At 37.5% G+C, this 24,051-nt stretch carries 22 protein-coding genes; 6 read left to right on the top strand and 16 right to left on the bottom strand.

Features of this window, described 5'->3' with window-relative positions; translation table 11 throughout:
• Positions 1–79: 79 nt before the first annotated feature.
• The 8 genes from pgi to uvrC all read right to left on the bottom strand — a co-directional run bounded on the left by pgi (position 80) and on the right by uvrC (position 12,189).
• Positions 80–1,726 carry a glucose-6-phosphate isomerase gene (pgi, locus tag ACOH2D_RS13910; RefSeq protein WP_449535577.1) on the bottom strand — a complete coding sequence of 549 codons (1,647 nt, stop codon included), beginning with the start codon at positions 1,724–1,726 and terminating at the stop codon, positions 80–82.
• Positions 1,727–1,729: 3 nt separating this feature from the next.
• Positions 1,730–3,010 (bottom strand): M23 family metallopeptidase, encoded by a 1,281-nt coding sequence (locus ACOH2D_RS13905; protein ID WP_449535576.1) that lies wholly within the window; start codon positions 3,008–3,010, stop codon positions 1,730–1,732.
• Between the two features lie 16 nt (positions 3,011–3,026).
• Entirely contained in the window at positions 3,027–3,959 is a 933-nt protein-coding gene (locus ACOH2D_RS13900; RefSeq protein WP_348035954.1) for a tryptophan 2,3-dioxygenase family protein, read from the bottom strand.
• A gap of 5 nt (positions 3,960–3,964) precedes the next feature.
• Positions 3,965–4,741 carry a DUF3108 domain-containing protein gene (locus ACOH2D_RS13895; protein WP_449535575.1) on the bottom strand — a complete coding sequence of 259 codons (777 nt, stop codon included), beginning with the start codon at positions 4,739–4,741 and terminating at the stop codon, positions 3,965–3,967.
• A gap of 150 nt (positions 4,742–4,891) precedes the next feature.
• Positions 4,892–6,052 carry a 4-hydroxyphenylpyruvate dioxygenase gene (gene hppD, locus ACOH2D_RS13890; protein ID WP_348035952.1) on the bottom strand — a complete coding sequence of 387 codons (1,161 nt, stop codon included), beginning with the start codon at positions 6,050–6,052 and terminating at the stop codon, positions 4,892–4,894.
• A 159-nt stretch (positions 6,053–6,211) separates the two neighbouring features.
• Positions 6,212–7,366 carry a homogentisate 1,2-dioxygenase gene (locus ACOH2D_RS13885; protein WP_348035951.1) on the bottom strand — a complete coding sequence of 385 codons (1,155 nt, stop codon included), beginning with the start codon at positions 7,364–7,366 and terminating at the stop codon, positions 6,212–6,214.
• A gap of 721 nt (positions 7,367–8,087) precedes the next feature.
• Positions 8,088–10,286: a patatin-like phospholipase family protein gene (locus ACOH2D_RS13880; protein WP_449535593.1), complete on the bottom strand. Its 2,199-nt coding sequence runs from the start codon at positions 10,284–10,286 to the stop codon at positions 8,088–8,090.
• A 112-nt stretch (positions 10,287–10,398) separates the two neighbouring features.
• The gene (gene uvrC / locus ACOH2D_RS13875) at positions 10,399–12,189 is read right to left on the bottom strand and encodes an excinuclease ABC subunit UvrC (protein WP_449535574.1); all 1,791 of its coding nucleotides are present in this window, start codon (positions 12,187–12,189) and stop codon (positions 10,399–10,401) included.
• Between the two features lie 108 nt (positions 12,190–12,297).
• On the opposite strand from uvrC, the gene ACOH2D_RS13870 reads away from it, so the two are divergent.
• The 3 genes from ACOH2D_RS13870 (at position 12,298) to ACOH2D_RS13860 (ending at position 14,651) form a co-directional block, all read left to right on the top strand.
• Positions 12,298–12,723 (top strand): ATP-dependent zinc protease family protein, encoded by a 426-nt coding sequence (locus tag ACOH2D_RS13870; RefSeq protein WP_449535573.1) that lies wholly within the window; start codon positions 12,298–12,300, stop codon positions 12,721–12,723.
• A 72-nt stretch (positions 12,724–12,795) separates the two neighbouring features.
• Positions 12,796–13,668, top strand: coding sequence for a 30S ribosomal protein S6--L-glutamate ligase (gene rimK, locus ACOH2D_RS13865; RefSeq protein ID WP_348034715.1), 873 nt, complete (start codon positions 12,796–12,798; stop codon positions 13,666–13,668).
• 8 nt (positions 13,669–13,676) lie between these two features.
• Positions 13,677–14,651 (top strand): succinylglutamate desuccinylase/aspartoacylase family protein, encoded by a 975-nt coding sequence (locus ACOH2D_RS13860; RefSeq protein WP_449535572.1) that lies wholly within the window; start codon positions 13,677–13,679, stop codon positions 14,649–14,651.
• Here ACOH2D_RS13860 and ACOH2D_RS13855 read toward each other — a convergent pair.
• Complete coding sequence (locus ACOH2D_RS13855; protein ID WP_449535571.1) at positions 14,648–14,929, bottom strand: type II toxin-antitoxin system RelE/ParE family toxin; 282 nt, start codon at positions 14,927–14,929, stop codon at positions 14,648–14,650. The genes ACOH2D_RS13860 and ACOH2D_RS13855 overlap by 4 nt on opposite strands.
• Complete coding sequence (locus tag ACOH2D_RS13850) at positions 14,919–15,146, bottom strand: hypothetical protein (protein WP_449535570.1); 228 nt, start codon at positions 15,144–15,146, stop codon at positions 14,919–14,921. The genes ACOH2D_RS13855 and ACOH2D_RS13850 overlap by 11 nt, the downstream gene beginning before the upstream one ends.
• A 76-nt stretch (positions 15,147–15,222) precedes the next feature.
• On the opposite strand from ACOH2D_RS13850, the gene ACOH2D_RS13845 reads away from it, so the two are divergent.
• The 3 genes from ACOH2D_RS13845 (at position 15,223) to ACOH2D_RS13835 (ending at position 17,735) form a co-directional block, all read left to right on the top strand.
• Entirely contained in the window at positions 15,223–15,786 is a 564-nt protein-coding gene (locus ACOH2D_RS13845) for a 5-formyltetrahydrofolate cyclo-ligase (protein WP_449535569.1), read from the top strand.
• Positions 15,787–15,873: 87 nt separating this feature from the next.
• Positions 15,874–17,322: a PAS domain-containing sensor histidine kinase gene (locus tag ACOH2D_RS13840; protein ID WP_449535568.1), complete on the top strand. Its 1,449-nt coding sequence runs from the start codon at positions 15,874–15,876 to the stop codon at positions 17,320–17,322.
• A gap of 2 nt (positions 17,323–17,324) precedes the next feature.
• Positions 17,325–17,735 (top strand): response regulator, encoded by a 411-nt coding sequence (locus ACOH2D_RS13835; RefSeq protein ID WP_348034709.1) that lies wholly within the window; start codon positions 17,325–17,327, stop codon positions 17,733–17,735.
• Positions 17,736–17,815: 80 nt separating this feature from the next.
• On the opposite strand, the gene ACOH2D_RS13830 is transcribed toward ACOH2D_RS13835, so the two are convergent.
• From ACOH2D_RS13830 to ACOH2D_RS13805, 6 genes are all read right to left on the bottom strand, one after another.
• Positions 17,816–18,475: a lipoprotein signal peptidase gene (locus ACOH2D_RS13830; RefSeq protein WP_348034716.1), complete on the bottom strand. Its 660-nt coding sequence runs from the start codon at positions 18,473–18,475 to the stop codon at positions 17,816–17,818.
• Positions 18,476–18,708: 233 nt separating this feature from the next.
• Complete coding sequence (locus ACOH2D_RS13825; RefSeq protein WP_348034708.1) at positions 18,709–19,092, bottom strand: TraR/DksA family transcriptional regulator; 384 nt, start codon at positions 19,090–19,092, stop codon at positions 18,709–18,711.
• 4 nt (positions 19,093–19,096) lie between these two features.
• A complete protein-coding gene (gene ileS / locus ACOH2D_RS13820; RefSeq protein ID WP_449535567.1) occupies positions 19,097–22,570 on the bottom strand; it encodes an isoleucine--tRNA ligase in 3,474 nt (1,157 codons plus the stop codon).
• A 152-nt stretch (positions 22,571–22,722) separates the two neighbouring features.
• Positions 22,723–23,187, bottom strand: a complete 465-nt coding sequence (locus ACOH2D_RS13815; RefSeq protein WP_449535566.1) for a hypothetical protein — start codon at positions 23,185–23,187, stop codon at positions 22,723–22,725.
• A 313-nt stretch (positions 23,188–23,500) separates the two neighbouring features.
• The gene (locus tag ACOH2D_RS13810; RefSeq protein WP_449535565.1) at positions 23,501–23,734 is read right to left on the bottom strand and encodes a hypothetical protein; all 234 of its coding nucleotides are present in this window, start codon (positions 23,732–23,734) and stop codon (positions 23,501–23,503) included.
• Positions 23,735–23,779: 45 nt separating this feature from the next.
• The coding region (locus ACOH2D_RS13805; RefSeq protein WP_449535564.1) for a magnesium chelatase domain-containing protein at positions 23,780–24,051 on the bottom strand (272 nt) is incomplete at its 5' end.

Here is a 24,051-nt window from a genome sequence, read left to right as displayed (position 1 = left end):
TTAACAGTACGAATTTAAGAGATTTTAACATTAAAAGACTCTCTAAGGAAATAAGTTGTCTATAAGTTTTTAACAATATTTAACTTAAAGACTTGTAGTATTCCAATAAGTTGAGCGTAGAACTGTCATGATTCGCATTATTCCCAGGTGTTGAAAACTCCTTCAGAATCTTAGAAGCAAGCTGTTTGCCGAGCTCAACTCCATACTGATCGTAACTATAAACATTCCAAATCACCCCTTGAACGAAGATCTTATGTTCATAAAGCGCAATCAATTTACCCAAACTCTCTGGCGTCAATTGATCAATTAAGAGTGTATTGGTCGGTTTGTTGCCATCAAACACTTTAAATGTAGTGAGTTGCTTAATTATTTCTTCGGAAGTGCCTTGGCTTTTGAATTCGCTGACGACCTCATCTTTTGATTTTCCGTTTAAAAGTGCCTCGGTTTGCGCGATAAAATTGGACATCAATTTATCTTGATGATCCTTATTGCCATGAAGTGATCTTGCAAAGCCGATAAAATCAGCAGGAATAAGTTTTGTACCTTGATGGATCAATTGAAAAAAGGCATGTTGCGAATTGGTGCCCGGTTCTCCCCAAACAATATTCCCCGTTTGGTAAGTCACTTTATCGCCATTTCTATCCACACTTTTGCCATTACTTTCCATATTGGCTTGTTGCAAATAAGTCGCAAACTGATTCAAATATTGTGAATAACCAATAACCGCTTCACTTTCCGATTCAAAAAAGTTAGTGTACCAAATACCTATTAAGGCTAAAACTACAGGGATATTGGTTTTAAAATCTTCCGATTTAAAATGCTCGTCCATGTCATGGGCTCCAGACAATAACTTATCAAAATTATCGTAACCAACAGCCAAACTGATGGAGATGCCGACCGCACTCCATAAGGAAAAACGTCCACCAACCCAATTCCACATCGGGAAAATATTGTCTTCATCAATACCAAAACTTTTTACGTTTTCAATATTGGTAGAAACCGCTACAAAATGTTTGGCAATATCAGTTTCAGCAGCTGATTTCAAAAACCAATCTTTTATGGTATTGGCATTGGATAAGGTTTCTTGAGTGGTAAAGGTTTTCGAAACAATCACAAAAAGTGTGGTTTTAGGATTTAATTTCTTTAAAACTTCATTGACATGATCACCATCAACGTTGCTCACAAAATGCGTGGTCAATCGGTTTTTGTAGAATTGAAGTGCATCTACCACCATCGCTGGACCCAAATCAGAACCACCAATACCAATGTTTACGACGTCTGTAAATGCCTTATTGGTAAATCCAGTTCTTTTTCCATCAACAATAGCGTTCGTAAAATCCTTGATTTTTAATTTCACTTCATGGATTTCAGGCATGACATCTTCACCTTCCACGAGCACTCCTGACAATTTCGGACTTCTCAATGCGGTGTGCAGTACTTCCCTACCCTCAGTTTCATTGATGATATCACCTTGAAATTGTTTGTTTATCGCCGATTTTAATTGTGTTTCCTCAGCGAGTTCCAACAACAAATCTAGCATTTTGGCATCCATTCTATTTTTAGAATAATCCACATAAAAATCCCGCCACTTGATGGTCATTTCATCAGCCCGGTTTTTGTTTTCGGAAAACCACTGCGTCATGTGTACATCTTTGATTTTTGTAAAATGCTCATGCAGCTTTACCCACGCCTTAGTGTGGGTTGGGTTGATTTTTGGTAATGCCATGTGTTAGTTTTGTGTGATTGAATACCCTTGTTCTATGGTCGTTTCGTTGTGATATTGGATTGGAATCTTATCCAATTGCGCTCTTAACGGTTTAATAAACTGAAGATATTGATTGTTAAGATGCTTTGGTATAGACTCTGATGTTGGCATTTTCTCCTTGAAAGGATCGACTTGTTGACCATTTTTCCAAAAGCGATAACACACGTGTGGTCCACTCGTATTCCCAGTCATTCCCACATAGCCAATAACATCGCCCTGCTTGACATACTGTCCTTTTTTAACCGCCTGCCTACTCATGTGCAAATACTGTGTACTATAGGTGTCATTGTGCTTGATCTTGACATATTTTCCGTTGCCACCACTTTGAGTCGATTCGACAACCGTTCCATTAGAGGTTGCTAAAATTTCTGTACCAATTGGCGCGGCAAAATCAGTGCCTTTATGAGGCCTTAACGCATAGCCATAATAAGCGATTCTGCGGTTTAAGTTGTAACGTGAAGACACGCGACCGAAGTTAACCGGGGCTTTTAAAAACGCACGCTTTAAGCTTTTGGCCTTTTCATCAAAAAAATCGGCTTTATTACTTAGGGTGTCTGTGGCAAATTTAAACGCATAAAAATCTTCGCCTTTATGTTGAAAGTAGGCGGCATCAATACCATCCAAACCAGCATAGATAGAGTCTTCAATAAAACGCTGTTTATAAATGATTTTGAATTTATCGCCTTTTTGAAGCTTCCAAAAGTTAATCGTCCAGGCATAAATATCCGACATATCCGCGATCAATTGTTGAGGCAATCCCTGTTCAGCCATGGTTACGGACAAACTATTGTAGATTTCGCCCGAAGCTTCTTTAGTGACAATCTTGACTGGTTTTTTCTCTTTGTAAGCAACTATTGAGTCCGCAAAATGAATGACGACATAGTCGATATTATTCTCTTGATATATAAAGCACTGTGGCGTTTGTACACTGTCCTTTGCAAAAAGCAAGGTATATGGCTTTCCTGCTTGAAGTTTTCGGATATCATAAGAATCCTTGGCGCGCTCAGCAATTTGATAGATTTTAGAATACCCCACGTTATTACGTTGCAATATGGAACCAAAACTGTCGCCAGATCTTATGGTGTCGCGTTTTACGATGTAATCATTAAGGTTAAATCCAAATTCTCTAAGTTCAACAGGTTCTATATAAGCTTCGAAAGGATCTAAGTTATCGTTTTGGTCATCTTTACACGACCACATTGCCATTCCTAATAAAATTGCTACTACTATACTTTTTTGATACATTTAACTACTTCAAATTTTATAATTCCATTCCCCAATTCTCCAATTCACTTTCCGTCCAAAGTTGAGGAAAAAATATACGTCTTTGGTATTTTGGATGCATGTATTTTTTCCAATCGCTGCCTCCAGTACCTTCTCCACCTCCCGAACCACCTTCTATATAGTGTTTTGCAGCATTATAGTGCGCAAACACCCAAGTAATATTTACGGTATAATCATAGTGCCTCATGGCTTTTACTAATTCTTCATTCTCCTGATCCGCTTTTGGCAACTCTTTGAATCGCGTCCATAAATTTTTGGTATTATGAGACTCCATGAATCTTAAAAACTCATCTTTATAGCGATTTTCAAAATTAATCAAGGTTGTCGATTTATTACCAGTCTGGTAATCTTTCCCAGCCGCTTGCCAATACAAATGTTCGAACGCATGTGTATAAGGCGTATTGCGATCGATATCCTTACGAAAACGGTAATCAATTAAATTAATTAATTCAGTTGACGCAAATTCAATCAATCGGTATTGCGCACTTTGGAAGCCACTTGCAGGTGTTAAGGAGTTTCTGAACTTCATATATTGCTCCACGTCCATACCTTCTCTCATGATATTGAATGAGGTGGTTAGCATATCAAAATACCTGCTGACCCGCATCAATTTAGATGCAAAAAATTCGGTAGTCAACGCCTTACTTTTTGAAACTTGCTCTATCTCCCAAAGAATCATCTTAAACAACAATTCATTGATTTGATGATATCCAATAAATACCATTTCGTCAGGCAGTGTCGTGCGTTGCACCTGTAAACTCAATAAGACATCCGTCTGTATATAGTCCCAATAGGTCAAAGGTTTACTGTAGAGCAAGCCTTTTAAATGCGTTTGGGTATCCTGATGTATTGCAGCATATTTTTGCTGAAGTTCCTTTAATACAGGATCGAAATCTTCTTTATTGGACATAAGTTCTAAAATTGTAACTGAAATGAATGCCTCAAACCTTTAAAGGCCTCTAAATCTGCCCTTAATGAACCCACCCTTAAATCGGCCTGAATACGCAACGGAATTTTATTGTCGTCAGCGCTGACCCACAAGGTCAAACTTTCTTGCTCCTTAAACACACGGCCAGCCATGACATACGGTCTAAACTTAAGGGTTTTTATAATGCCAAATTCGGTTTTTAGATCTTCTCTTCCTAAGAATTTGAGTTTAAAATTAAAATTCTCCTCATCAAAAAACATATTCAGACTTACTTCATCCCCTTCCTTTATGGTTTCAGTTTTATAATTGTTTCTCAAATAATAAAACGCCGAAACCATATCCTGTACATTCTCTGCAATAGTATAGGTCTCCTTTGTTTTCAATTTCTTGTTATTGACCAGCGCTTTTGAGTTAGCGTGATCAAATTCTATTTCAATATCCTTGGTATGGCCGCCCTCATCAATCTGTCTGATAAATTTGTATGGCATCCCTGTGGATTTATCAAAATAACTTTCATAACGGTCCTTGACCTTAAAAAACCACTTGATAGCCCCTGTGGTCCAACCCTTTCCGACCACATGAAAGACCTCCTTTCCGTTTAATTTATGGCTTTTCACTTCTAAGGTCGCATTTCCGGCTTTCAGAAACCCGCTGTAACTCATTTTAAACTTAAACCACTCGCCTTCTTGAAAAGCGTGCTTATTTTGGGCAGAAACGCTGAGGACAACGAAGAATAGCGCTATGATTAATTTTATTTTTTTCATAAAGTTAAATAATTGCAAGTATAACTACTTATACTCAGTTTTCGTATATATCCCCAAGATTTGCAATTAGTGTTCCAAAAGTATTAAAACAAAAAAACTCCATCAAATTAATGCGGAGTTTTAAAAGTTAAATATTTGTTAGGGTTCAGGTTATAAAGTACCTCTCAGCTCCTGTTCTCTTTCAATAGATTCGAATAGCGCTTTAAAGTTTCCTGCCCCGAAACCTTTGGCACCCATACGTTGGATGATTTCGAAGAACAAAGTCGGTCGATCCTCTACAGGTTTTGTAAAGATTTGCAATAGGTAACCTTCCTCATCGGCATCAATCATAATACCGAGACTTCTTAGTTTTTCGATATCTTCTCGTAATTTATGACTATAAGTTTCCAAACGTCCAGGAACGGCCTTATAATATTCTTCCGGAGGTGTCGATAAGAATTCTACACCTCTCGATTTTAATTGTGTAACCGTCGTGATGATATCGTCAGTTGCGACGGCAATATGCTGCACGCCAGGCCCCTCATAAAAATCAAGATACTCTTCAATTTGCGAACGCTTTTTCCCTTCGGCAGGTTCATTGATCGGGAATTTGATGCGACCGTTGCCATTGCACATCACCTTACTCATTAACGCCGAGTATTCAGTATGGATTTGCTTATCATCAAAAGATAAAAAGTTGACAAAGCCCATGACGTCTTCATACCATTTGACCCAAATATTCATTTCATGCCATCCCACATTGCCAACCATATGATCAATGAATTTCAATCCTGTAGGCTCCGGGTTATAATCGGATTTCCAAACTTTAAATCCTGGCAGAAATGTGCCATTATAGTTTTTGCGTTCTACAAACATGTGAACGGTTTCGCCATAGGTATAAATTCCGGCTCGGATCACTTCGCCCTGATCATCGGTCTCCACTTTTGGCTCCATATAGGATTTGGCACCACGCTTGATGGTTTCTTCGTAGGATTTTCGAGCATCGTCCACCCAAAGCGCAATAACCTTAACGCCATCGCCGTGTTTGACCATATGGTCATTAATGAGCGATTTACTGTTTAGAGGCGAAGTTAATACCAATCGGATTTTATCCTGCTTGAGCACATAGCTGACGGCATCTCTTGATCCGGTCTCCAAACCTTTATAGGCATAAGACTGAAATCCGAAAGCGGTTTTATAAAAATGAGCGGCTTGCTTGGCGTTACCGACGTAAAACTCTACGTAATCTGTTCCAAGAAGCGGCAAAAAATCTTCAGCGCCCTCAAATATTTTTTCTAGTCCGTAATCGTCGGAGGTTATAGGTTTACTCATTTTTTAAATTTTAGATGAAAGAAAATAGAATATAGAGAATAGACTTTTAAGATGGTCCATGTTATATTCTATTAGATCTTTTTAATTTATATTTTCCTGTTATTATTTCGATGTTCCGTACTTCTCTATTTTCTATAGTCTATGCTCTATAATCTTTTTTTAAAGCCATGACCTGAAATAATCCTCATCGGCAATCTTTAACGCCTCTTCTGTAATTTTTAATGGTTTAAAAGTGTCCACCATTACGGCCAATTCATCGGTTTTTGTTTTTCCGATGCTTCGCTCCGTTGCTCCTGGGTGCGGTCCATGTGGAATTCCGGCTGGATGTAATGAAATATGACCTACCGCAACATCATTTCGGCTCATAAAATCGCCATCCACATAATAGAGCACCTCATCACTATCAATATTACTGTGATTGTAAGGTGCAGGAATGCTCAACGGATGGTAATCATACAAACGCGGCACAAAACTGCATACCACAAATGCATCGGTTTCAAAAGTTTGATGGACCGGTGGCGGTTGATGAATGCGTCCTGTGATCGGTTCAAAATCGTGAATGGAAAAAGCATATGGATAATTGTACCCATCATAGCCTACCACATCAAAAGGATGCGAGGCATAGACCATGTCAAAAATATCGTCCTGTTTTTTTACTTTAATCAGGAAATCTCCAAATTCATTATAGGTCTCCAATTCTTCTGGTCGACGGATATCACGTTCGCAAAATGGCGAATGCTCCAACAATTGTCCAAACCAGTTTCGGTATCGTTTTGGGGTGTAAATTGGTCGGCGGGACTCGACGATGAACAATCGGTTGTCTTCCGTATCAAAATCCATTTTATAAATGATGCCTCTTGGCACCAACAGATAATCGCCATATTTAAAATCGAGATTGCCGAGATGCGTTCTTAATTTACCCGTGCCTTTATGGACGAAAATCAATTCGTCAGCATCGGTGTTTTTATAGAAATAATCTTTGGTGGACTGTTTGGGAGCGGCCAAAATGATGCTGCAATCACTATTGGTAAGCACTGTTTTTCGGCTTTCGAGATAATCATTTTCTGGCTTGACCTCAAATCCGCGGAAGCGATAGGATTGAATGTGGTTTGCCTTGGCAATTTTTGGCGCAACATTATATTGCTTCCTAATTTCTTTGACTTGCGTTGGACGCTGTTCGTGATACGAATTGGTGTACATCCCATCAAAACCTACGGTCCCGAACAATTGTTCAGCATATAAGCTGCCGTCCGGTTTACGGAATTGGGTATGTCTTTTAGGAGGGATCTTCCCGAGTTTATGATAAAATGGCATATTTCAAGTTATGAGTTCAGAGTTCCCGCCTTCGCAAATGCTGCGGACGGCCAAGCTGAGTTATGAGTATATTATTGACCAAAAATCATCATTTTGCGTTAAAAACTATCATTATAAAGGTACGGAAATAAATACTATTCTCGTTTCATTGAGAACGACACAAAAAGACATATTTATTCTGGATTCCTTTTGATAAGGAATTTAAGATGGGAAAGTAAATCGATCCAGAAATGTGTGGTCATGAAACAAATATAGGGAAAATATTTTGACAGAACTGTTGCTCGTTGTAAAGTTGTGAGGTGCTAAGTTGAGGCTTTTTCAATGTCATTATTCCTCTGTGCAACTCTGTGAAATAAGCTAAAAGAATCCGTGATAATCTGTGAAATCTGTGTTGAAAAAAATTAGTGATAATCTGTTGAAATCAGCGTCATCAGCGTTCAATCAAATTCAAAATAGTTCATATTTTATTCTCGCAGAGTCGCAAAGGCGCTAAGATGTTTCCTCTACGCCAAAGCTTCGGACGGACAAATGTTGTTATGTTGAGAACTTTTGAGTTGAAACTCATCAAGATCATTATTTTTCTGATTAACTCAGTGAAAGCTCTGTGCAACTCCGTGTAATAACTTACAAGTATATTCTTTTAATCACGAGATTAGTTACGCTGAACCTTAAGGTTTCCTGCCGAATTTTATCTTGAGTTTAGTCGAAAGGCAGGAATGCTTTAAAACCAGAACCCTAAATTAAAAAACCAAATACTTTTTTTTCGTTCGGGAGAATACGTGTATTTCACTTCAAGAGGGCCTAAAAAGGTTTCGAGACCGTAACCTAAAGCGTATCCGGAATAATTAGGTGCAGAGAACCAACTTCCGGTTTCAAACATCCCATAACCAATATTAGCAAAATTGGCAGCTGCGGTAATGTGGTGTTTTTTAAATAATTCGTAATCCAAACTCAAAGTGGTTTTCACAAAACTATCGCCCGTGAGGGCCACATAATCATACCCATAAAACGAAATGAAATTATTTATAAAGTTGTTACCATAACCTCCAAGCGCAAAGTCAAGCGTTTGGGTGCTGTTATCGCCTATTTTAAATCCGCCTTGGGCAAAAATATCTACTGATAACTTATCAGTTATTCCAAATGCATAGCCAATATCTGCTTTAGCTATGGAAAACTCCTTGAAATCTTTATTAAAACGAGAAGCATGCAAGTACAAATGAAAATCCCCACTAAAATAAACACCTTTTTTCGGATAGTATTTACTATCATAGGTGTCCAAACGTAAGGTACCGAAAACACTTAAATAATCGGTATTCTCAAAAATACGTTTCTCATCGGGTACATTGGCAAGCACTGTTTCTGATTTAATATTCAAGCGTTTATGTTCGGTACCCAAACTCAATGAAAAATCCTTTCTAAATAAGGTTTGAAAATAAAACTGGTTGGTCTGATCTTGAAGCTCGATGTCAATTTTATTTAAACCTTCTATAGATTGCTCAAAATCATCCAAAAACAAGCGCGCATTAATATTTCTATTGAATTGGTTAAAGCGTGACCTTAAACCAATACTCCAATAAAACCCTTTGTCTATATAATACTCAAAGTTATAACGCACTTGGTCGCCCAAAATCAAATCCAGAGAAGCAACATCATCATCCAAAAGTGCTCGTTTTTTGGTAAAGTTTATCAAAGCTGCACTTTTATAAAGATCATCATAATGCAAACCAAGTTTTAAAAAGCTCGTGATTTCACTTTCACTCACCGTAGCCACTAAATCAAAAACATGCGGGGTATTGGTCTTTCGAAACTCATAATAAAATGTGGTAAAATTATTGGTGGCGATCAAATTATTGGCACCTCTATTAAAATCATGATAGCTTACGGTTTCGTTTTCAATCAGTTTAAGCTTCCCTAGAATATAGGCACGCGAATACCTTTTATTGCCATGAACTACAATCTCATTTATAGAGATACTATCCTTAGACTGAGGATTTAAGTTGGACGATCGTGCTGTTTTGTATTTAGGAAGATGATTTAAAGCGTCCAACTTTTCTTGAGCTGCGACAACACCACTTTCAATTATTTTTTTGCCTTCACTAAACGATACTACCGTATAATCCTTAATATCCGGCTTTATATAAATATCCGTTTCTTCAACTTTTTTGACCATATCACTAATGGTCCGATAGTTATTGATTTGAAGTAAAATAGAGGGAGCTGAATTTAAATCTTCTCGTTTTGCTAGCCCATGTTGGACATCTACCCCAATAATCACATCCATACCTTTTGCCTTGAGTTCATCAATGGGATAATTGTTGATAACACCACCATCAATAAGGACCCGATCATCAATAATCACAGGTTGAAACAGAGATGGAAAAGCACCACTTGCAGTCACAGCTTGGGCCAAATCACCATGATCCAGAATGACAGCCTTACCGGTTTCCACATCAGTGGCCACACAAAAAAAAGGAATGGGCAACTTATCAAAATCAGTGATATCAGCAACGTGCAACGTTAATATGGATAGTAAATTAAACACGTTCTGTCCTCGAGACAATGCTGAAGGCAGATTAATCTTAAACTTATTAAAGGGCAATGTTACTGCATACTTTTCTGAATTGTCACGTTCGTAGAAGGTTTTAGCCGATCTTGGCAAGTTGTCATTAATGACATCCTCAAAATTAACTGCCCTAAAAATAGAATCCAATTGCTTTCCAGAATATCCCGAAGCATACAGCGATCCAATAATGGCGCCCATGCTGGTGCCTGCAATATAGTCGATCTTAATGTCCAAGCTATCGATTACTTTTAAAACACCAATATGCGCAAAACCCTTCGCGCCACCACCGCTTAACACCAAACCTACTTTAGGATTTTTAGGCTGTTTTTGGGACATACTATCCTGGCCTTTCATCATAGAGAAAGCGCATAAAAAAAGAAGCGTGATGTAGATTTTATTCTTCAAATCGTGGTGTTTTCAACTTCCAAGCCTTGATGACTTAGATCAACTATTTAATGTTCGTGCTATTTTATTTTTTATAAAAATCGAGAATCTTATTGGCCCGCGATGCGCCAATAACCGGTTCCAACTCTTCAAAACTTGCTTTACTGATCCGTTTGACCGTTTTAAATTTGGTCATCAACTCGACAATGGATTGCTCGCCAATGCCCCGTATTAAATCCAGCTCAGTGGTCAAGGCACTCTTGCTGCGTCGGTTGCGGTGGTGCTCAAGTCCAAAACGGTGCGCTTCGTTACGCAGTTGCTGAATGACTTTTAGAGTTTCGCTTTTTTTATCTAAATATAACGGAATCGGATCATCTGGATAAAATAATTCTTCCAAACGTTCAGCAATACTGATAATGGCAATTTTCCCTCTTAAATTCAAAGCTTCCAAACTTTTTAAAGCGGAAGACAATTGACCTTTGCCTCCATCAATAATAATGAGCTGTGGCAATGGTTGTTCTTCTTGCAACAACCGCTTATAGCGCCTGTATACGACTTCTTCCATGGAAGCGAAATCATCTGGCCCTTCAACGGTTTTGATATTAAAATGACGGTAATCCTTTTTACTCGGTTTTCCGTTTTTAAATACCACACAAGCAGCAACAGGATTCGTACCTTGAATGTTCGAGTTATCAAAACATTCAATATGACGCGGTTCTTCACTGAGTCGCAAATCGACTTTCATTTGTGCCATGATCCTATTCGCATGCCGGTCAGGATCCACTATTTTTGCTTGTTTGAACCGTTCCATACGATAGTATTTGGCATTGCGTTCTGACAGATCGAGAATGCTTTTTTTATCGCCAAGCTTAGGCACCGTAACTTTAATGTTTTCGCCCATCTCTAAATGGAAAGGGACATAAATCTCTTTGGACAGAGAATGAAAGCGCTGTCGAATTTCCGTAATCGCTAAAGACAAGAGCTCTTCATCCGTTTCATCCAATTTCTTTTTGATCTCCAAAGTATGACTGCGGATGATGGATCCGTAAGACAATTGCAAAAAATTGACATAACCATAACCTTCATCAGAAATGATTGAAAACACATCGACATTGCTGATTTTCGGATTGACTACAGTAGATTTTGCCTGATAATTCTCAAGAATATCAATCTTCTCCTTGATGCGTTGTGCATCTTCAAACTCCATAACCTGCGCATGGACTTTCATTTGCTCCCTAAATTGTTGCAAGGAAGCTTTAAAATTTCCTTTTAAAATCGCCCGAATGGCTTCTACTTGTAAATCATAGGAAGCCTCGCTTTGCAAGCCTTCGCATGGACCTTTGCAATTTCCCAAATGGTATTCCAAACATACTCTGTATTTTCCCGCATTAATTTTCTCTGGCGACAAATCCAATGAACAGGTACGCATGGGATACAACCCACGAATCAAATCTAAAAGCGTGTGTACCGTTTTCATACTCGTATAAGGTCCAAAATATTCAGATCCGTCTTTAATGACACGACGTGTAGAAAACACTTTTGGGAATCTTTCGTTCTTGATACAAATCCATGGATAAGATTTGTCATCCTTTAATAAGATATTGTAACGTGGTTGATAGGTTTTTATCAGATTGTTTTCCAAAAGCAAGGCATCGGTTTCAGTTTCAACCACAATATGCTTTATAGTGACGATCTTTCTGACCAAAACTCGGGTTTTGCCATGCTCATGTTTTTTAGTAAAATAAGAGCTGACGCGTTTTTTTAGATCTTTTGCTTTACCTACATATAAAATCTTATCATCAGCATCAAAATACTGATAAACTCCAGGCTGATTAGGCAATGTTTGTAGTTGAATTTCTAAGCTAGGCTTACTCATAGATCAAAGATACTATATCTTCAAAACTTTTCAATGGAAAGCAATTTAAGTCTTTCAATAAAAGTCTGATTTTTTATTACCTTGCGAAGCAATTTAGAATTTATAAAAATGCCCAAAAAAATTATCGGCAGAATTGATAAGGCTGATTTCCCATTGCTTGACCTTTTTGATATTGACATCAAAATAGATACTGGCGCTTATACCTCATCCATGCATTGTCATAAAGTTTTGGTAGAGAATGACGAGTTGGTCTGTTTGTTTTACGATAAAGATCATCCACGTTATAATGGCAAGGAATTTAGATTTAAAGACTATACATTTGCAAAAGTTAAAAGCAGTAATGGACTGGTCGAAAAACGATACAAGATTAAGACACAAATTATTTTATTCGATAAAAAATATAATATTTCACTGACGTTGAGTACACGGGAAGATATGAGATTCCCCGTTTTGATAGGTCGAAAGTTTATATCCAAAAAATTCATAGTAGATGTTACTCAAAAAGACTTATCTTATAACAACAAAAATAAATAAGCATTGGGCGAACACTTTTACCCAATCACACTAATTTTTCATACACCCAAACTTTAAAGCAAAACGAGCTCAATGAACATTATTATATTATCCCGAAACCCTCATCTATATTCTACCCAACGCTTAGTAGAAGCTGCCAGACAACGCAAGCATCACTGTGAAGTGATCGACCCTTTGAAATGTGACATTATTATTGAAAAAAAGAATCCTGCCATTTTATATAAAGGCCGTCTTATAGAAAACATCGATGCTATAATTCCGCGCATTGGTGCTTCGGTTACCTTTTATGGAACTGCAGTAGTACGTCAGTTTGAAATGATGAAGGTGTTTTCAGTGGTGGAATCTCAGGCTTTGGTAAGATCTCGAGACAAACTGAGAAGTCTTCAAGTCCTTTCGCGCGCTGGTTTGGGAATGCCAAAAACTGTTTTTTCAAATTATACAAAAGACGCTTCTGAAGTCATTGCTTCTGTAGGTGGTGCGCCATTGGTCATCAAACTTTTAGAGGGCACGCAAGGTTTAGGGGTTGTTTTAGCAGAAACCAACAATGCCGCAGAATCGGTCATTGAGGCTTTTCACGGGTTGCAAGCTCGTGTAATTATTCAAGAGTTTATCAAGGAAGCCAAAGGTGCAGATATCCGAGCGTTTATTGTGGATGGAAATATTGTAGGTGCCATGAAACGTCAAGGAAAAGAAGGTGAATTTCGTTCTAACCTTCACAGAGGCGGTACTGCAGAAATCATCCAACTTACAGATGAAGAGGAAAATGCTGCTTTAAAAGCTGCAAAAGTATTAGGCTTAGGTGTTTGTGGTGTGGACATGTTGCAATCGTCACGTGGCCCTTTAATTTTAGAAGTTAATTCTTCGCCAGGCCTTGAAGGCATTGAAGCTGCGACTAAAAAAGACATTGCAAAAAGCATCATCAGATATATTGAACGTAACGTTTAACCCTATTTATGCCTCAATTCAATAAAAACACGATCACTATTTTAGGTGAAGAGATTCCATTAGGCGCCTCGCGGGAAATCAATTTTAATATTGCAAAGCTCCACACCGGTACAAAAATAGAGATCCCCATTATTATTGAACGTGCTAAAATCCCTGGGCCAACTATTTTGTTTACGGCAGGTATTCATGGCGATGAAATCAATGGTGTGGATATCGTACGGCAACTTATCACAAGAAAAATTAACCGTCCAAAACGCGGCACTATTATTTGCATGCCGATTTTGAATATTTTTGGATTTTTAAACAGTACCCGCGCCTTCCCTGATGGTCGTGACCTGAATCGGATGTTTCCAGGATCGTCCAATGGGTCTTTGGCGAGCAGAGTGGCGCACAGGCTCATGCATGAGATTATCCCAGATGTGGACTTGATTATCGATTTCCATACAGGAGGCGCCAGCCGGTTTAATGCGGCGCAGATAAGGATTATTAAAGACCATCCGGAGTTGGATGAATTGGCACGAATTTTTGGCGCTCCGTTTGTGCTTTATTCGAATCATATTGCAAAATCGTTTAGAAATGCCTGTTATCAATTAGGGAAACCTATTTTACTTTATGAAGGCGGAAAATCGTTTTATGTAGATAATACCATTTCAAAAGTTGGCGTGGAAGGTGTCAAACGAATTTTGGCGCATTATGGCATGTTACACCACCGGATTGCCTGTTCAGCACCCAAAAGACCTACGGTATTTATTGAAGACAGCAAGTGGATACGGGCTCGACAATCAGGGATGTTTAAATCCACAGTAACTGTAAATACCAAGGTCAACATTGATGATGTTTTGGGACAAATCACCGATCCTTATGGTAAAATTTTTCACGAAGTAAAATCGACCATTGAAGGCTATATCATTAATGTGAATGAGGCCTCATTGGTGTATCAAGGCGATGCATTATTTCATATTACGAAGCAGGTTAGAGCTTAAATCTTTTCTTCATATTTAATTAAACCGAATACTTCTACCACTTTCTGTTCAGGCTTAATCCTGTAAACAATTGTATAACCTTTAAAAATGAGATCTCTAATATTTGCGTCATTAAAGTAAATAGATTTCTTATTCTTATAAGGCATATAAGACAGCATTTCAAGATTTGCAAGAAGATCGTTCTTAAATTTTCTGGCCGCCTGGGGTTTATCTGCAGTAATATATGCATTTTGTCTTGCAAGTTTTAAAGAGAAACTTTTTAGAATTTTAACTTGCATGTTTAGATAAAACCTTTTCTAACAGCATGTCAAGTTCATCAATAGACAAAAAATCCGCCGACTCGGAATCTAAATCCTTCAACTGCTCGTCAAGATAAACTTTAGTAGAATGATATCCCTCATCGACAATTTGTACATCTTCAGGATTACATTTTTGAATTATCTCCAAAAAAGCATCATAAAATTCCTTACTGATTTTAAGCTTAATTATTTCCATAACTAATGGTTTTACATCAAATTTACAAAAGATTATGATATGATTATTAATACCTAAAAAATAGTATTTTTACGATATGACTAAATCAGAATTAAGACGACTCTATAAACAAAAACGACAGGAACTTTCCCCTGAGGCGATTGAAACCTATAGTTTGGACATTTCTAATCAATTGCTGCAACTCCCCATTTGGAACGCTTCCTTTTACCATATATTTTTAAGTATTACAGAACATAAAGAGGTCAATACGGACTATATCCTTAATATTTTATCTGGAAAAGATAAGAACATCGTCATTTCGAAAACTGATTTTGAAAGTTTAAAAATGATTCACTATCTGTTATTGGACACCACCGTCATCAAGAAAAATAGCTGGAACATTCCAGAACCTGTTGACGGGATTGAAGTCACTACTGATAAAATTGATGTGGTTTTTGTGCCGCTTTTAGCCTTCGACCAAAAAGGACATCGCATTGGTTACGGAAAAGGCTTTTATGATAAATTCTTATCCGAATGCCGACCAGAAACCTTGAAAATAGGACTCTCTTTTTTTGAAGCTGAAGATGAATTTAAAGAGGTTCACTCAGGCGATATCGCATTGGATTTTTGTGTGACTCCAAATAAGCATTATCGCTTTTAAAAAAACCGATTAAACGCACCTTTATACGTTAATTTGTGAAAAAGCACTACTTTTGAGCTTTGGATTTCCCCACCTATCCCATTTACCATGCAAAAAGAGCAAATATTCCCAGACGTCATCCTCGACCCTAATGTCGGCTATTGGAAAATAAATGACAATCAAATAAGCTGGTCCGCTTCCTTTCTTGATATCATTGGATGCTCTGCCCAGGATGTGCATATCGATTTAAACTATTTTCTCTATACGGTATTAGAAGCAGGACAGCGGGACATTTTCAGGTACAACTATTTCCGGTTATTAAAGGATGGCGAAGATTTTGAACAGTCCCTAACACTCAGATGCAAAAATGGGATCTTGAAGGAATTCAAATGCAAGTCAGCGCTCAAATTGTCGCAAAAAAACGGCTATTCCAATTCAAAGATTATTTCGTTTATTCCTGTCAAGATAAAACCTGACGCTCACGTAAAAGATGATAACTTTTTTTACCGAGAAACTGCTGAAATGAACTCCACTGGAAGTTGGTATGTTGATTTTATAAAAAAGCGTACTTATTGGGACCAAGAAACCAGACGTATTTTCGAATATCCCGAAGATTACATTCCATCCTTTAAACATGCTGCGAGTTATATTGCCAAGGACCATTTAGAGCTTGCTCACCAATTGTTTCAGCAATGTGCAGCACATGGCAAATCTTTCACTACTGAAATAAAAACGCTCACCGCCCATCAGCGTGAATTTTGGGTAAAGGCCATTGGCAAACCCGTCTATAATGACCAAAATGAAATTGTCGGACTACGCGGTGTTTTTCAGGATATTGATGATAACAAACTCAAAGAACTCAGCCTTCAAAAAACCGCAGAAATCATTTCATCACAGAATAAACGACTTTTCAATTTCGCCCATATCGTATCTCATAATTTGAGATCGCATACGAGCAATCTTTCACTCATTATGGAATTAATTGAAGAAACAACTGACGAAACTGAAAAAGAGGAACTCCTTGCGAGTATCAAAGACGTTTCTGAGAGTTTAAATTCAACCATAGAACATCTCAACGACGTGGTAACCATTCAAACGCGAACCGATCAAAATAAGGTCAAAGTCAATTTTCAGGATGCTTTGGATCTGGTGCTAAAATCGATTATCAGCCTCATTATTAAGAAAGACGTTACGATTCACTCAGATTTTAAGCAAGTCAAAAGCATCAATTACATCCCAGCTTATCTGGAAAGTATATTTTTGAATTTGATCACCAATGCTATAAAATACAGTCAACAAGACCGAACCGCCATTATAGCGATACGAACTTATATGGAAGACGGTAAAACCATTCTGGAGATCAGTGATAACGGCATGGGAATTGACCTTGAAAAATATGGCAAAAACCTTTTTGGAATGTATAAAACGTTTCATCGCAATGAAGATGCTGTTGGTATTGGCTTGTTCATCACAAAAAACCAAATAGAGTCCTTGAATGGCGAAATCTTTGTCGAAAGCATTTTGGACCATGGAACGACATTCAAAATACAATTTTAAACATGAAAAATACGACCTCCCTCGCTTGTATTATTGATGACGATAATCTTTATGTCAGACTTCTCAAAAAAATTATTTTAACCCGAAAATTGTGCGAAAACCTACTGGTGTTTAACGATGGCAGAGAAAGCATCGATTATTTTGAAACCTTGTTGCAAAATTTAAACGAAGATAAAATTCCAGATATTATTTTTATTGATCTCAATATGCCGATAATGGATGGATGGGAATTTATTGAGCGCTTTACAAAAATTGAAAAACTATTCAAGAAGGTCATTACCCTTTATATTGTAAGTTCTTCGATTGATCCTGCCGATATCAAACGCGCCAAATCCTTGTCAAACATAAAAGATTACTTGATTAAACCGACACATATCAAAGAGCTGGAAAATATTTTCAGACAAACTGCATAATTTAAATTCACCTGATATTCTTTGGAACTGAAGAGAAATATCGCATGTCCCTTTAGATTAATGCGCAAATTACCTAAAAGCTATTCGTTTTCTTTAGTAGTAGCTTGGGCAATAGTCTCTTCCTCATGCTCATGAAAAGCTTTTTTATTGAAGACAATCAACATCCCGATTCCGGTACTAATTGCCATGTCGGCCACATTAAAAACGGGTTCAAAAAAAGTAAAATAATCCCCTCCAAAAAACGGAATCCAACTTGGCAAGACACCTTTCCAGATTGGGAAATGTAACATATCCACCACCCTCCCATGAAATACAGTATCATAGCCTATTTCAGGTAAAAACGTTGCAACTTGACTATAGCTGTCCGTAAATATGATGCCATAAAATACAGAGTCTATAATATTTCCCAAAGCACCAGAAAAGATCAGTGCAATGGCCACAATAAGAATTTTAGACCCCTTCTTTTTGACCGCATTTACCAACCAATAGCCAATACCAATGACGGCGACAATACGGAAAATAGTGAGTGCTAATTTTGCCGTCCTATCGGAAATGCCCGTTATGAAATCACTGAGTTTGGTGCCCCAAGCCATGCCATCATTTTCTACAAATAAGATGTGAAACCAATCAAAAACTTCAATTCTGTGGTGTAAAGAAAACTGGGTTTTAATATAAAATTTACTGATTTGGTCAATCAACAAAATGATGATGATTACTAGGATTGCTTTTTTTAGGGACATAACATTTCCCACGAAAGTGGGAATCTTTTTTAATGACGATTATAACTGAAATTCGTATTCAATCTAATAATGACAATCTAATTTTAAGTAAAAATAAGATTACGATAGAAAACCTAGCTTCTATCTTGACATGCGATAAACAAAAAAACACTTCTAAAGTTGAAGTGTTTTTTATGTAATTGCAATATAAAATTATATTCACGAGATCAGCTACGCTGAATCTTCGATTTATTTTATTGTTGCATGTTTTTAGCTTCAATACTCAAAGTCGCATGAGGCACGAGTTTTAAGCGCTCTTTGCCAATCAATTTACCGGTCACTCTACAAACCCCAAAAGTTTTGTTTTCAATGCGTATCAACGCGTTTTTAAGATCTCGAATAAATTTTTCCTGACGGATGGCCAATTGCGAGTTCGCTTCTTTACTCATCGTTTCACTGCCTTCTTCAAAAGCCTTAAAAGTAGGAGATGTATCATCAGTACCGTTATTAAGGTCATTCATATAAGCACTTTTGATAAGGTCTAAATCATGAATTGCTTTTCTAATTTTTTCCTGAATGATTTCTTTAAACTCGGCTAAATCTTTGTCTGGATATCGAATGTTTGTGTCTTGGTTCATAATTTTAAAATTTTTGAATAAACAGCTTGGTATTTACATCGTCGAATGCAATCTCTATACCATCATTTAAGTGTTCTAAAATCTTCAACTCTTCGGTTAAGGTCTCGGTTTTTATGTAATCTAAGTTCTTGTTTATTGCGTTAATAATTTGTTCATCTTTTTGGAAGTGAACCACAATCCTATCAGTAAGCTCATAACCGGAATCCTTTCTTAAATTTTGAATGCGGTTTACCAATTCTCTTGCAATCCCTTCACTTTTCAATTCTTCAGTAATCGTCACGTCCAAAGCTACCGTTAGCGCTCCTGAACTTGCCACGAGCCAGCCTTCAATGTCTTGAGAGGTAATCTCAACATCTGAAAGTTCCAAAGTAATACTTTTTCCATTAACTTCCACATCTAAAGTGCCGTTTTGTTCAATTTGCTTGATATCTTTTGCTTCAAAGTTACCAATCAACTGCGCCACTGCTTTCATGTCTTGACCAAAGCGTGGTCCAAGCACTTTAAAGTTAGGTTTTATTTGTTTTACCAAAATATCGGAAGCATCTTCCAATACCTCTATTTGCTTGACGTTAACCTCAGATTTTATTAAATCTGCCACCGCCATGATCTCGTTTTTTTGCTCTTCACTAAAAACAGGAATCATGATTTTTTGTAGAGGCTGACGCACTTTAATTTTCTCTTTTGCTCTTAACGACAACACTAAAGATGAGATGGTTTGAGCAGCTTCCATTTTGCGCTCCAATTCCTTATCAATAATGCTTTCGTCAAAAACAGGGAAATTAGATAAATGCACACTTTCAAAAGGTTCCTTCTTGGTAACGGCATTCAAATCCAAATAGAGTTTATCCATATAGAAAGGGGCAATTGGCGCGCCCAATTTGGCAATGGTCAACATACAGGTGTACAAGGTTTGATAGGCCGAAATTTTATCTTGCTGATAATCGCCTTTCCAGAAACGTCTTCTACTCAAACGCACATACCAGTTACTTAAATGATCCTGGGTGAAATCAGATATGGCACGCGCCGCTTTGGTTGGCTCATAATCGGCATAATACTCATCTACCTTTTGAATCAAGGTATGCAATTCAGATAAAATCCAACGGTCGATTTCTGGACGATTTTCCAAAGGTATTTCAGCTTCAGAATAATTGAAGTTATCTAAATTGGTGTATAAAGTAAAGAACGAATAGGTATTGTAAAGCGTTCCGAAAAACTTCCGTTTCACTTCTTCAACGCCTTCCAAGTCAAACTTTAGGTTATCCCAAGGATTAGCGTTAGAAATCATATACCAACGCGTTGCATCAGCGCCATAAGTGTCCAATGTTGTAAACGGATCCACAGCATTCCCCCAACGTTTGGACATTTTCTGTCCGTTTTTATCGAGAACTAAGCCATTTGAAACGACATTTTTATAAGCTACCGAATCAAAAACCATAGTGGCAATAGCATGCAAGGTATAAAACCATCCACGCGTTTGATCCACACCTTCAGCGATGAAATCAGCCGGGAAAGCTTTGTGCTCATCAATTAATTCCTTGTTTTCAAAAGGATAATGCCATTGTGCATAAGGCATCGCTCCAGAATCGAACCAAACGTCGATCAAATCCGTTTCACGTGCCATTGGTTTTCCTGATGGAGATACCAATACAATCTCATCCACAATATTCTTGTGTAAATCTATTTTAGCATAATTTTCTTCGGAATTGTTACCGATTTCAAACGCTGCGAAAATATCAGCAGGCATAAATCCTTGTGCTACGGATTTCTGCATTTCCGCTTTTAACTCCTCAACAGATCCAATACAGATTTCTTCCTTACCATCTTCAGTTCTCCAAATTGGCAATGGAATTCCCCAATAACGGGAACGCGATAAATTCCAATCGTTCGCATTCGCCAACCAATTTCCAAAACGTCCTGTACCTGTTGATTTTGGTTTCCAATTGATGGTTTCATTCAATTCGAACATTCTGTCTTTGACATCCGTAACTTTGATAAACCATGAATCCAAAGGATAATACAAGATAGGTTTATCCGTACGCCAGCAATTTGGATAGCTGTGCTTATATTTTTCGACCTTAAAGGCCTTGTTTTCATTCTTTAATTTGAGGGCCAAACGTTCGTCAACGCTTAAATATTCTTTAAGATTGGCAATCACAGATTTCAAACTCTCCTTTTGCTTTTCGTATTCTGCAACGAGCTCGTCATCTGCTAAATATTCCGATTTTACATATTCGCCTGCAAAACCATAAAAATCATCTTTGACCTCTTTTCTAAAACGTCCTTGCAAATTGACCAATGGCACCAAATTTCCGTTTTCGTCTTTGACCAATAGCGGTGGCACTTCTGGAACAGCTTGTTTAGCTACCAAGGCATCATCCGCTCCAAAAGTTGGCGCTGTATGGACAATTCCGGTTCCATCTTCAGTGGTTACGAAATCGCCAGAAATAACTCTAAAGGCGTTTTCGGGATGGTCGTTTGGAAGTGCATACGGCAATAATTGCTCATAAGTAATCCCAACTAAATTGATGCCTTTGAATTCTTTGACAATGAAATAAGGAATCTTCTTATCCCCAGCAGTATATTCTAATAATTCTGGTTTGGTTTCAACCCTTTTGAATTTTCCATCAAATTGATTGTTAACCAAGGGTTTTGCTAGAATAACATTGAGAGGTTCAAACGTGTACTGATTATAGGTTTCTACCAATACATAATCGATTTTTGGACCAACGGTCAGCGCGGTGTTACTCGGCAAAGTCCATGGAGTTGTCGTCCAAGCCAAAAAGTAAATATCGCCTTCATTTTGTAAAAAATCAGGAAGCGAATCTGCATTGGCTTTAAATTGCGCAACCACCGTCGTATCCGTCACATCCTGATAAGTGCCAGGCTGGTTAAGCTCATGAGAACTTAATCCTGTACCGGCTTTTGGAGAATAGGGCTGAATGGTATAACCTTTATAAAGCAACTTCTTGTTATAGATTTCCTTTAACAACCACCAAACACTCTCCATATATTTTGGCTCATAGGTAATATATGGATCGTCCATATCTACCCAATAACCCATTTTTTGAGTCAGCTCATTCCAGGCATCAGTGTAGCGCATGACTGCTTTTCGGCAGGCCGCGTTATAATCTTCCACTGAAATGGTTTTCCCGATATCCTCTTTGGTAATACCAAGTTCCTTTTCTACACCCAATTCAATTGGCAACCCGTGGGTATCCCAACCAGCTTTGCGTTTTACCTGAAAGCCTTTCATGGTTTTGTAACGTGGGAAAATATCTTTTATGGCACGCGCTAAAACGTGGTGCACTCCTGGTAATCCGTTTGCAGAAGGTGGCCCTTCAAAAAACACAAACGGCGTGCTGCCTTCTCTTGTTGTTACGCTTTTATCAAAAATGTCATTTTCCTTCCAATAATTGCGGATTTCTTCTGCAACTTTCGGTAAGTCAAGTCCTTTATATTCAGTGAATTTACTGCTCATTATTTCCTTAATTCTAATCGAAGTGCGAAATTAATGATTTTTAGTAAATTAGAAGGCCAAAATTAAGTAAAATGAGGGCTTGTGAGAGCTATGTTAAAAACTCAAATACCGACGGATGATTTGTTGGTGGAAAACACCGACAAAGCTAAAAGCTAATGGTCCTTTTGAAAGGCCTTTTGGAAACGTTTTGCTTTTTCCAATAGCACTTTTTGTGTGGCATCATCCATCTTGGATTCAGAAATGACTTTGCTTTTCTGAATATACATTTTGTTGGGCGTTTCACTTAAATTGGTGTCGATCAACACCAAATTACCATCTTTGAAATAATAGGTCTCTGAAATGGTTTTATCGGTCATTTCCACATTTTTTATCTTAATGAGCTCGTTGGTTTTCTCATCAAAATAAACACTGTACTTGAATTTTCCGATATCTTTAAAACCTTCGGCGTCGGTTAGGGCGCCTTCGACCATTTCTTCTTTTAAATTGGAATTCTTATCCACTAGGGAAATATAGGTATTCGTTTCTTTAGTAATAATCGCGATGGATTTACTAGGTTTTGGACCGCAGGAAACGAATAGACTTAGGACAACTATGATTTGAAGGACTTTTGTTTTCATTTATGGATTATTGAGTAATTTTTTTTAAAGTTTTTGGGTTCATGCGATTATTGAAGAAACTAAAAAGATTTTTTGGCTATGAGGATTCATTTTAAAGTAAAGTGAATCGTTTTTATGAATAATTGCTTTTCTAATTTCCAACTCAGCATTTATAGTAGGAAATTCGACTTGATTACGCTTTATTTTATTCAAAAAAGCATTTGTTAAATCATGAAACTCTTTGACTTCCTTAAAAGTCCATTTCGATTTCAGATTTTCTATGGTTTCGAAATATGTTATCTTAGCAAATTTTGTCCAAACAATTTCCATAGAACTACAAACCGTAAGTTCTACTTACTTCTTCCATGACTTGCTCATGAGAAAATGTATTACCGTTTTCTAAGTCTTTCAAACCCGCTTTTATAAAGATTTTTTCATCCTCTGAAATTTCATCAGACCAGGAATCATCATTTTCATTTTTGACTTCTATAATCTTAGAAATAATTCGTTCATCTTTGAGTCCGATTAACCATTCCAAGAGTTTATATTTTTCCAATTGAATATCCATAGTTGTTAAATTTTAATATTAAAGATAACGATTAACTACAACATGCTAAACCAAAAAACTGACCAAATCCTCAATTTTAGAAATCAATTGGATTTTGATAATGGTGTTTTTGAGTGCTATTTTATTGTATTTGGATACGAAAATGTTTGAAAAGCCTAGTTTTTCAGCTTCTAAAATACGTTGTTCCACCCGTTGCACAGGACGGATTTCTCCAGAAAGACCAACCTCGGCGGCAAAACAATAATCTTTAGGAATGGCTACATCTTCATTGGAGGACAACACCGACGCCACCACCGCTAAATCAATCGCAGGATCAT

Source organism: Gelidibacter sp. (assembly GCF_053579655.1).
Note: the sequence above shows the minus strand (reverse complement) of the source record. Positions and strands in the feature narration are given on the sequence as shown.

Coding starts and splice junctions, on each gene's coding strand:
- ACOH2D_RS13880 (WP_449535593.1), bottom strand. CDS start 10,286: ATGATGAAAGGCCAGGATAGTATGTCCCAAAAACAGCCTAAAAATCCT.
- ACOH2D_RS13895 (WP_449535575.1), bottom strand. CDS start 4,741: ATGAAAAAAATAAAATTAATCATAGCGCTATTCTTCGTTGTCCTCAGC.
- ACOH2D_RS13815 (WP_449535566.1), bottom strand. CDS start 23,187: ATGAAAACAAAAGTCCTTCAAATCATAGTTGTCCTAAGTCTATTCGTT.
- rimK (WP_348034715.1), top strand. CDS start 12,796: ATGAACATTATTATATTATCCCGAAACCCTCATCTATATTCTACCCAA.
- ACOH2D_RS13810 (WP_449535565.1), bottom strand. CDS start 23,734: ATGGATATTCAATTGGAAAAATATAAACTCTTGGAATGGTTAATCGGA.
- ACOH2D_RS13885 (WP_348035951.1), bottom strand. CDS start 7,366: ATGCCATTTTATCATAAACTCGGGAAGATCCCTCCTAAAAGACATACC.
- ACOH2D_RS13855 (WP_449535571.1), bottom strand. CDS start 14,929: ATGCAAGTTAAAATTCTAAAAAGTTTCTCTTTAAAACTTGCAAGACAA.
- ACOH2D_RS13840 (WP_449535568.1), top strand. CDS start 15,874: ATGCAAAAAGAGCAAATATTCCCAGACGTCATCCTCGACCCTAATGTC.
- ileS (WP_449535567.1), bottom strand. CDS start 22,570: ATGAGCAGTAAATTCACTGAATATAAAGGACTTGACTTACCGAAAGTT.
- ACOH2D_RS13845 (WP_449535569.1), top strand. CDS start 15,223: ATGACTAAATCAGAATTAAGACGACTCTATAAACAAAAACGACAGGAA.
- hppD (WP_348035952.1), bottom strand. CDS start 6,052: ATGAGTAAACCTATAACCTCCGACGATTACGGACTAGAAAAAATATTT.
- uvrC (WP_449535574.1), bottom strand. CDS start 12,189: ATGAGTAAGCCTAGCTTAGAAATTCAACTACAAACATTGCCTAATCAG.
- ACOH2D_RS13850 (WP_449535570.1), bottom strand. CDS start 15,146: ATGGAAATAATTAAGCTTAAAATCAGTAAGGAATTTTATGATGCTTTT.
- ACOH2D_RS13860 (WP_449535572.1), top strand. CDS start 13,677: ATGCCTCAATTCAATAAAAACACGATCACTATTTTAGGTGAAGAGATT.
- ACOH2D_RS13905 (WP_449535576.1), bottom strand. CDS start 3,010: ATGTATCAAAAAAGTATAGTAGTAGCAATTTTATTAGGAATGGCAATG.
- ACOH2D_RS13835 (WP_348034709.1), top strand. CDS start 17,325: ATGAAAAATACGACCTCCCTCGCTTGTATTATTGATGACGATAATCTT.
- ACOH2D_RS13900 (WP_348035954.1), bottom strand. CDS start 3,959: ATGTCCAATAAAGAAGATTTCGATCCTGTATTAAAGGAACTTCAGCAA.
- pgi (WP_449535577.1), bottom strand. CDS start 1,726: ATGGCATTACCAAAAATCAACCCAACCCACACTAAGGCGTGGGTAAAG.
- ACOH2D_RS13825 (WP_348034708.1), bottom strand. CDS start 19,092: ATGAACCAAGACACAAACATTCGATATCCAGACAAAGATTTAGCCGAG.
- ACOH2D_RS13830 (WP_348034716.1), bottom strand. CDS start 18,475: ATGTCCCTAAAAAAAGCAATCCTAGTAATCATCATCATTTTGTTGATT.
- ACOH2D_RS13870 (WP_449535573.1), top strand. CDS start 12,298: ATGCCCAAAAAAATTATCGGCAGAATTGATAAGGCTGATTTCCCATTG.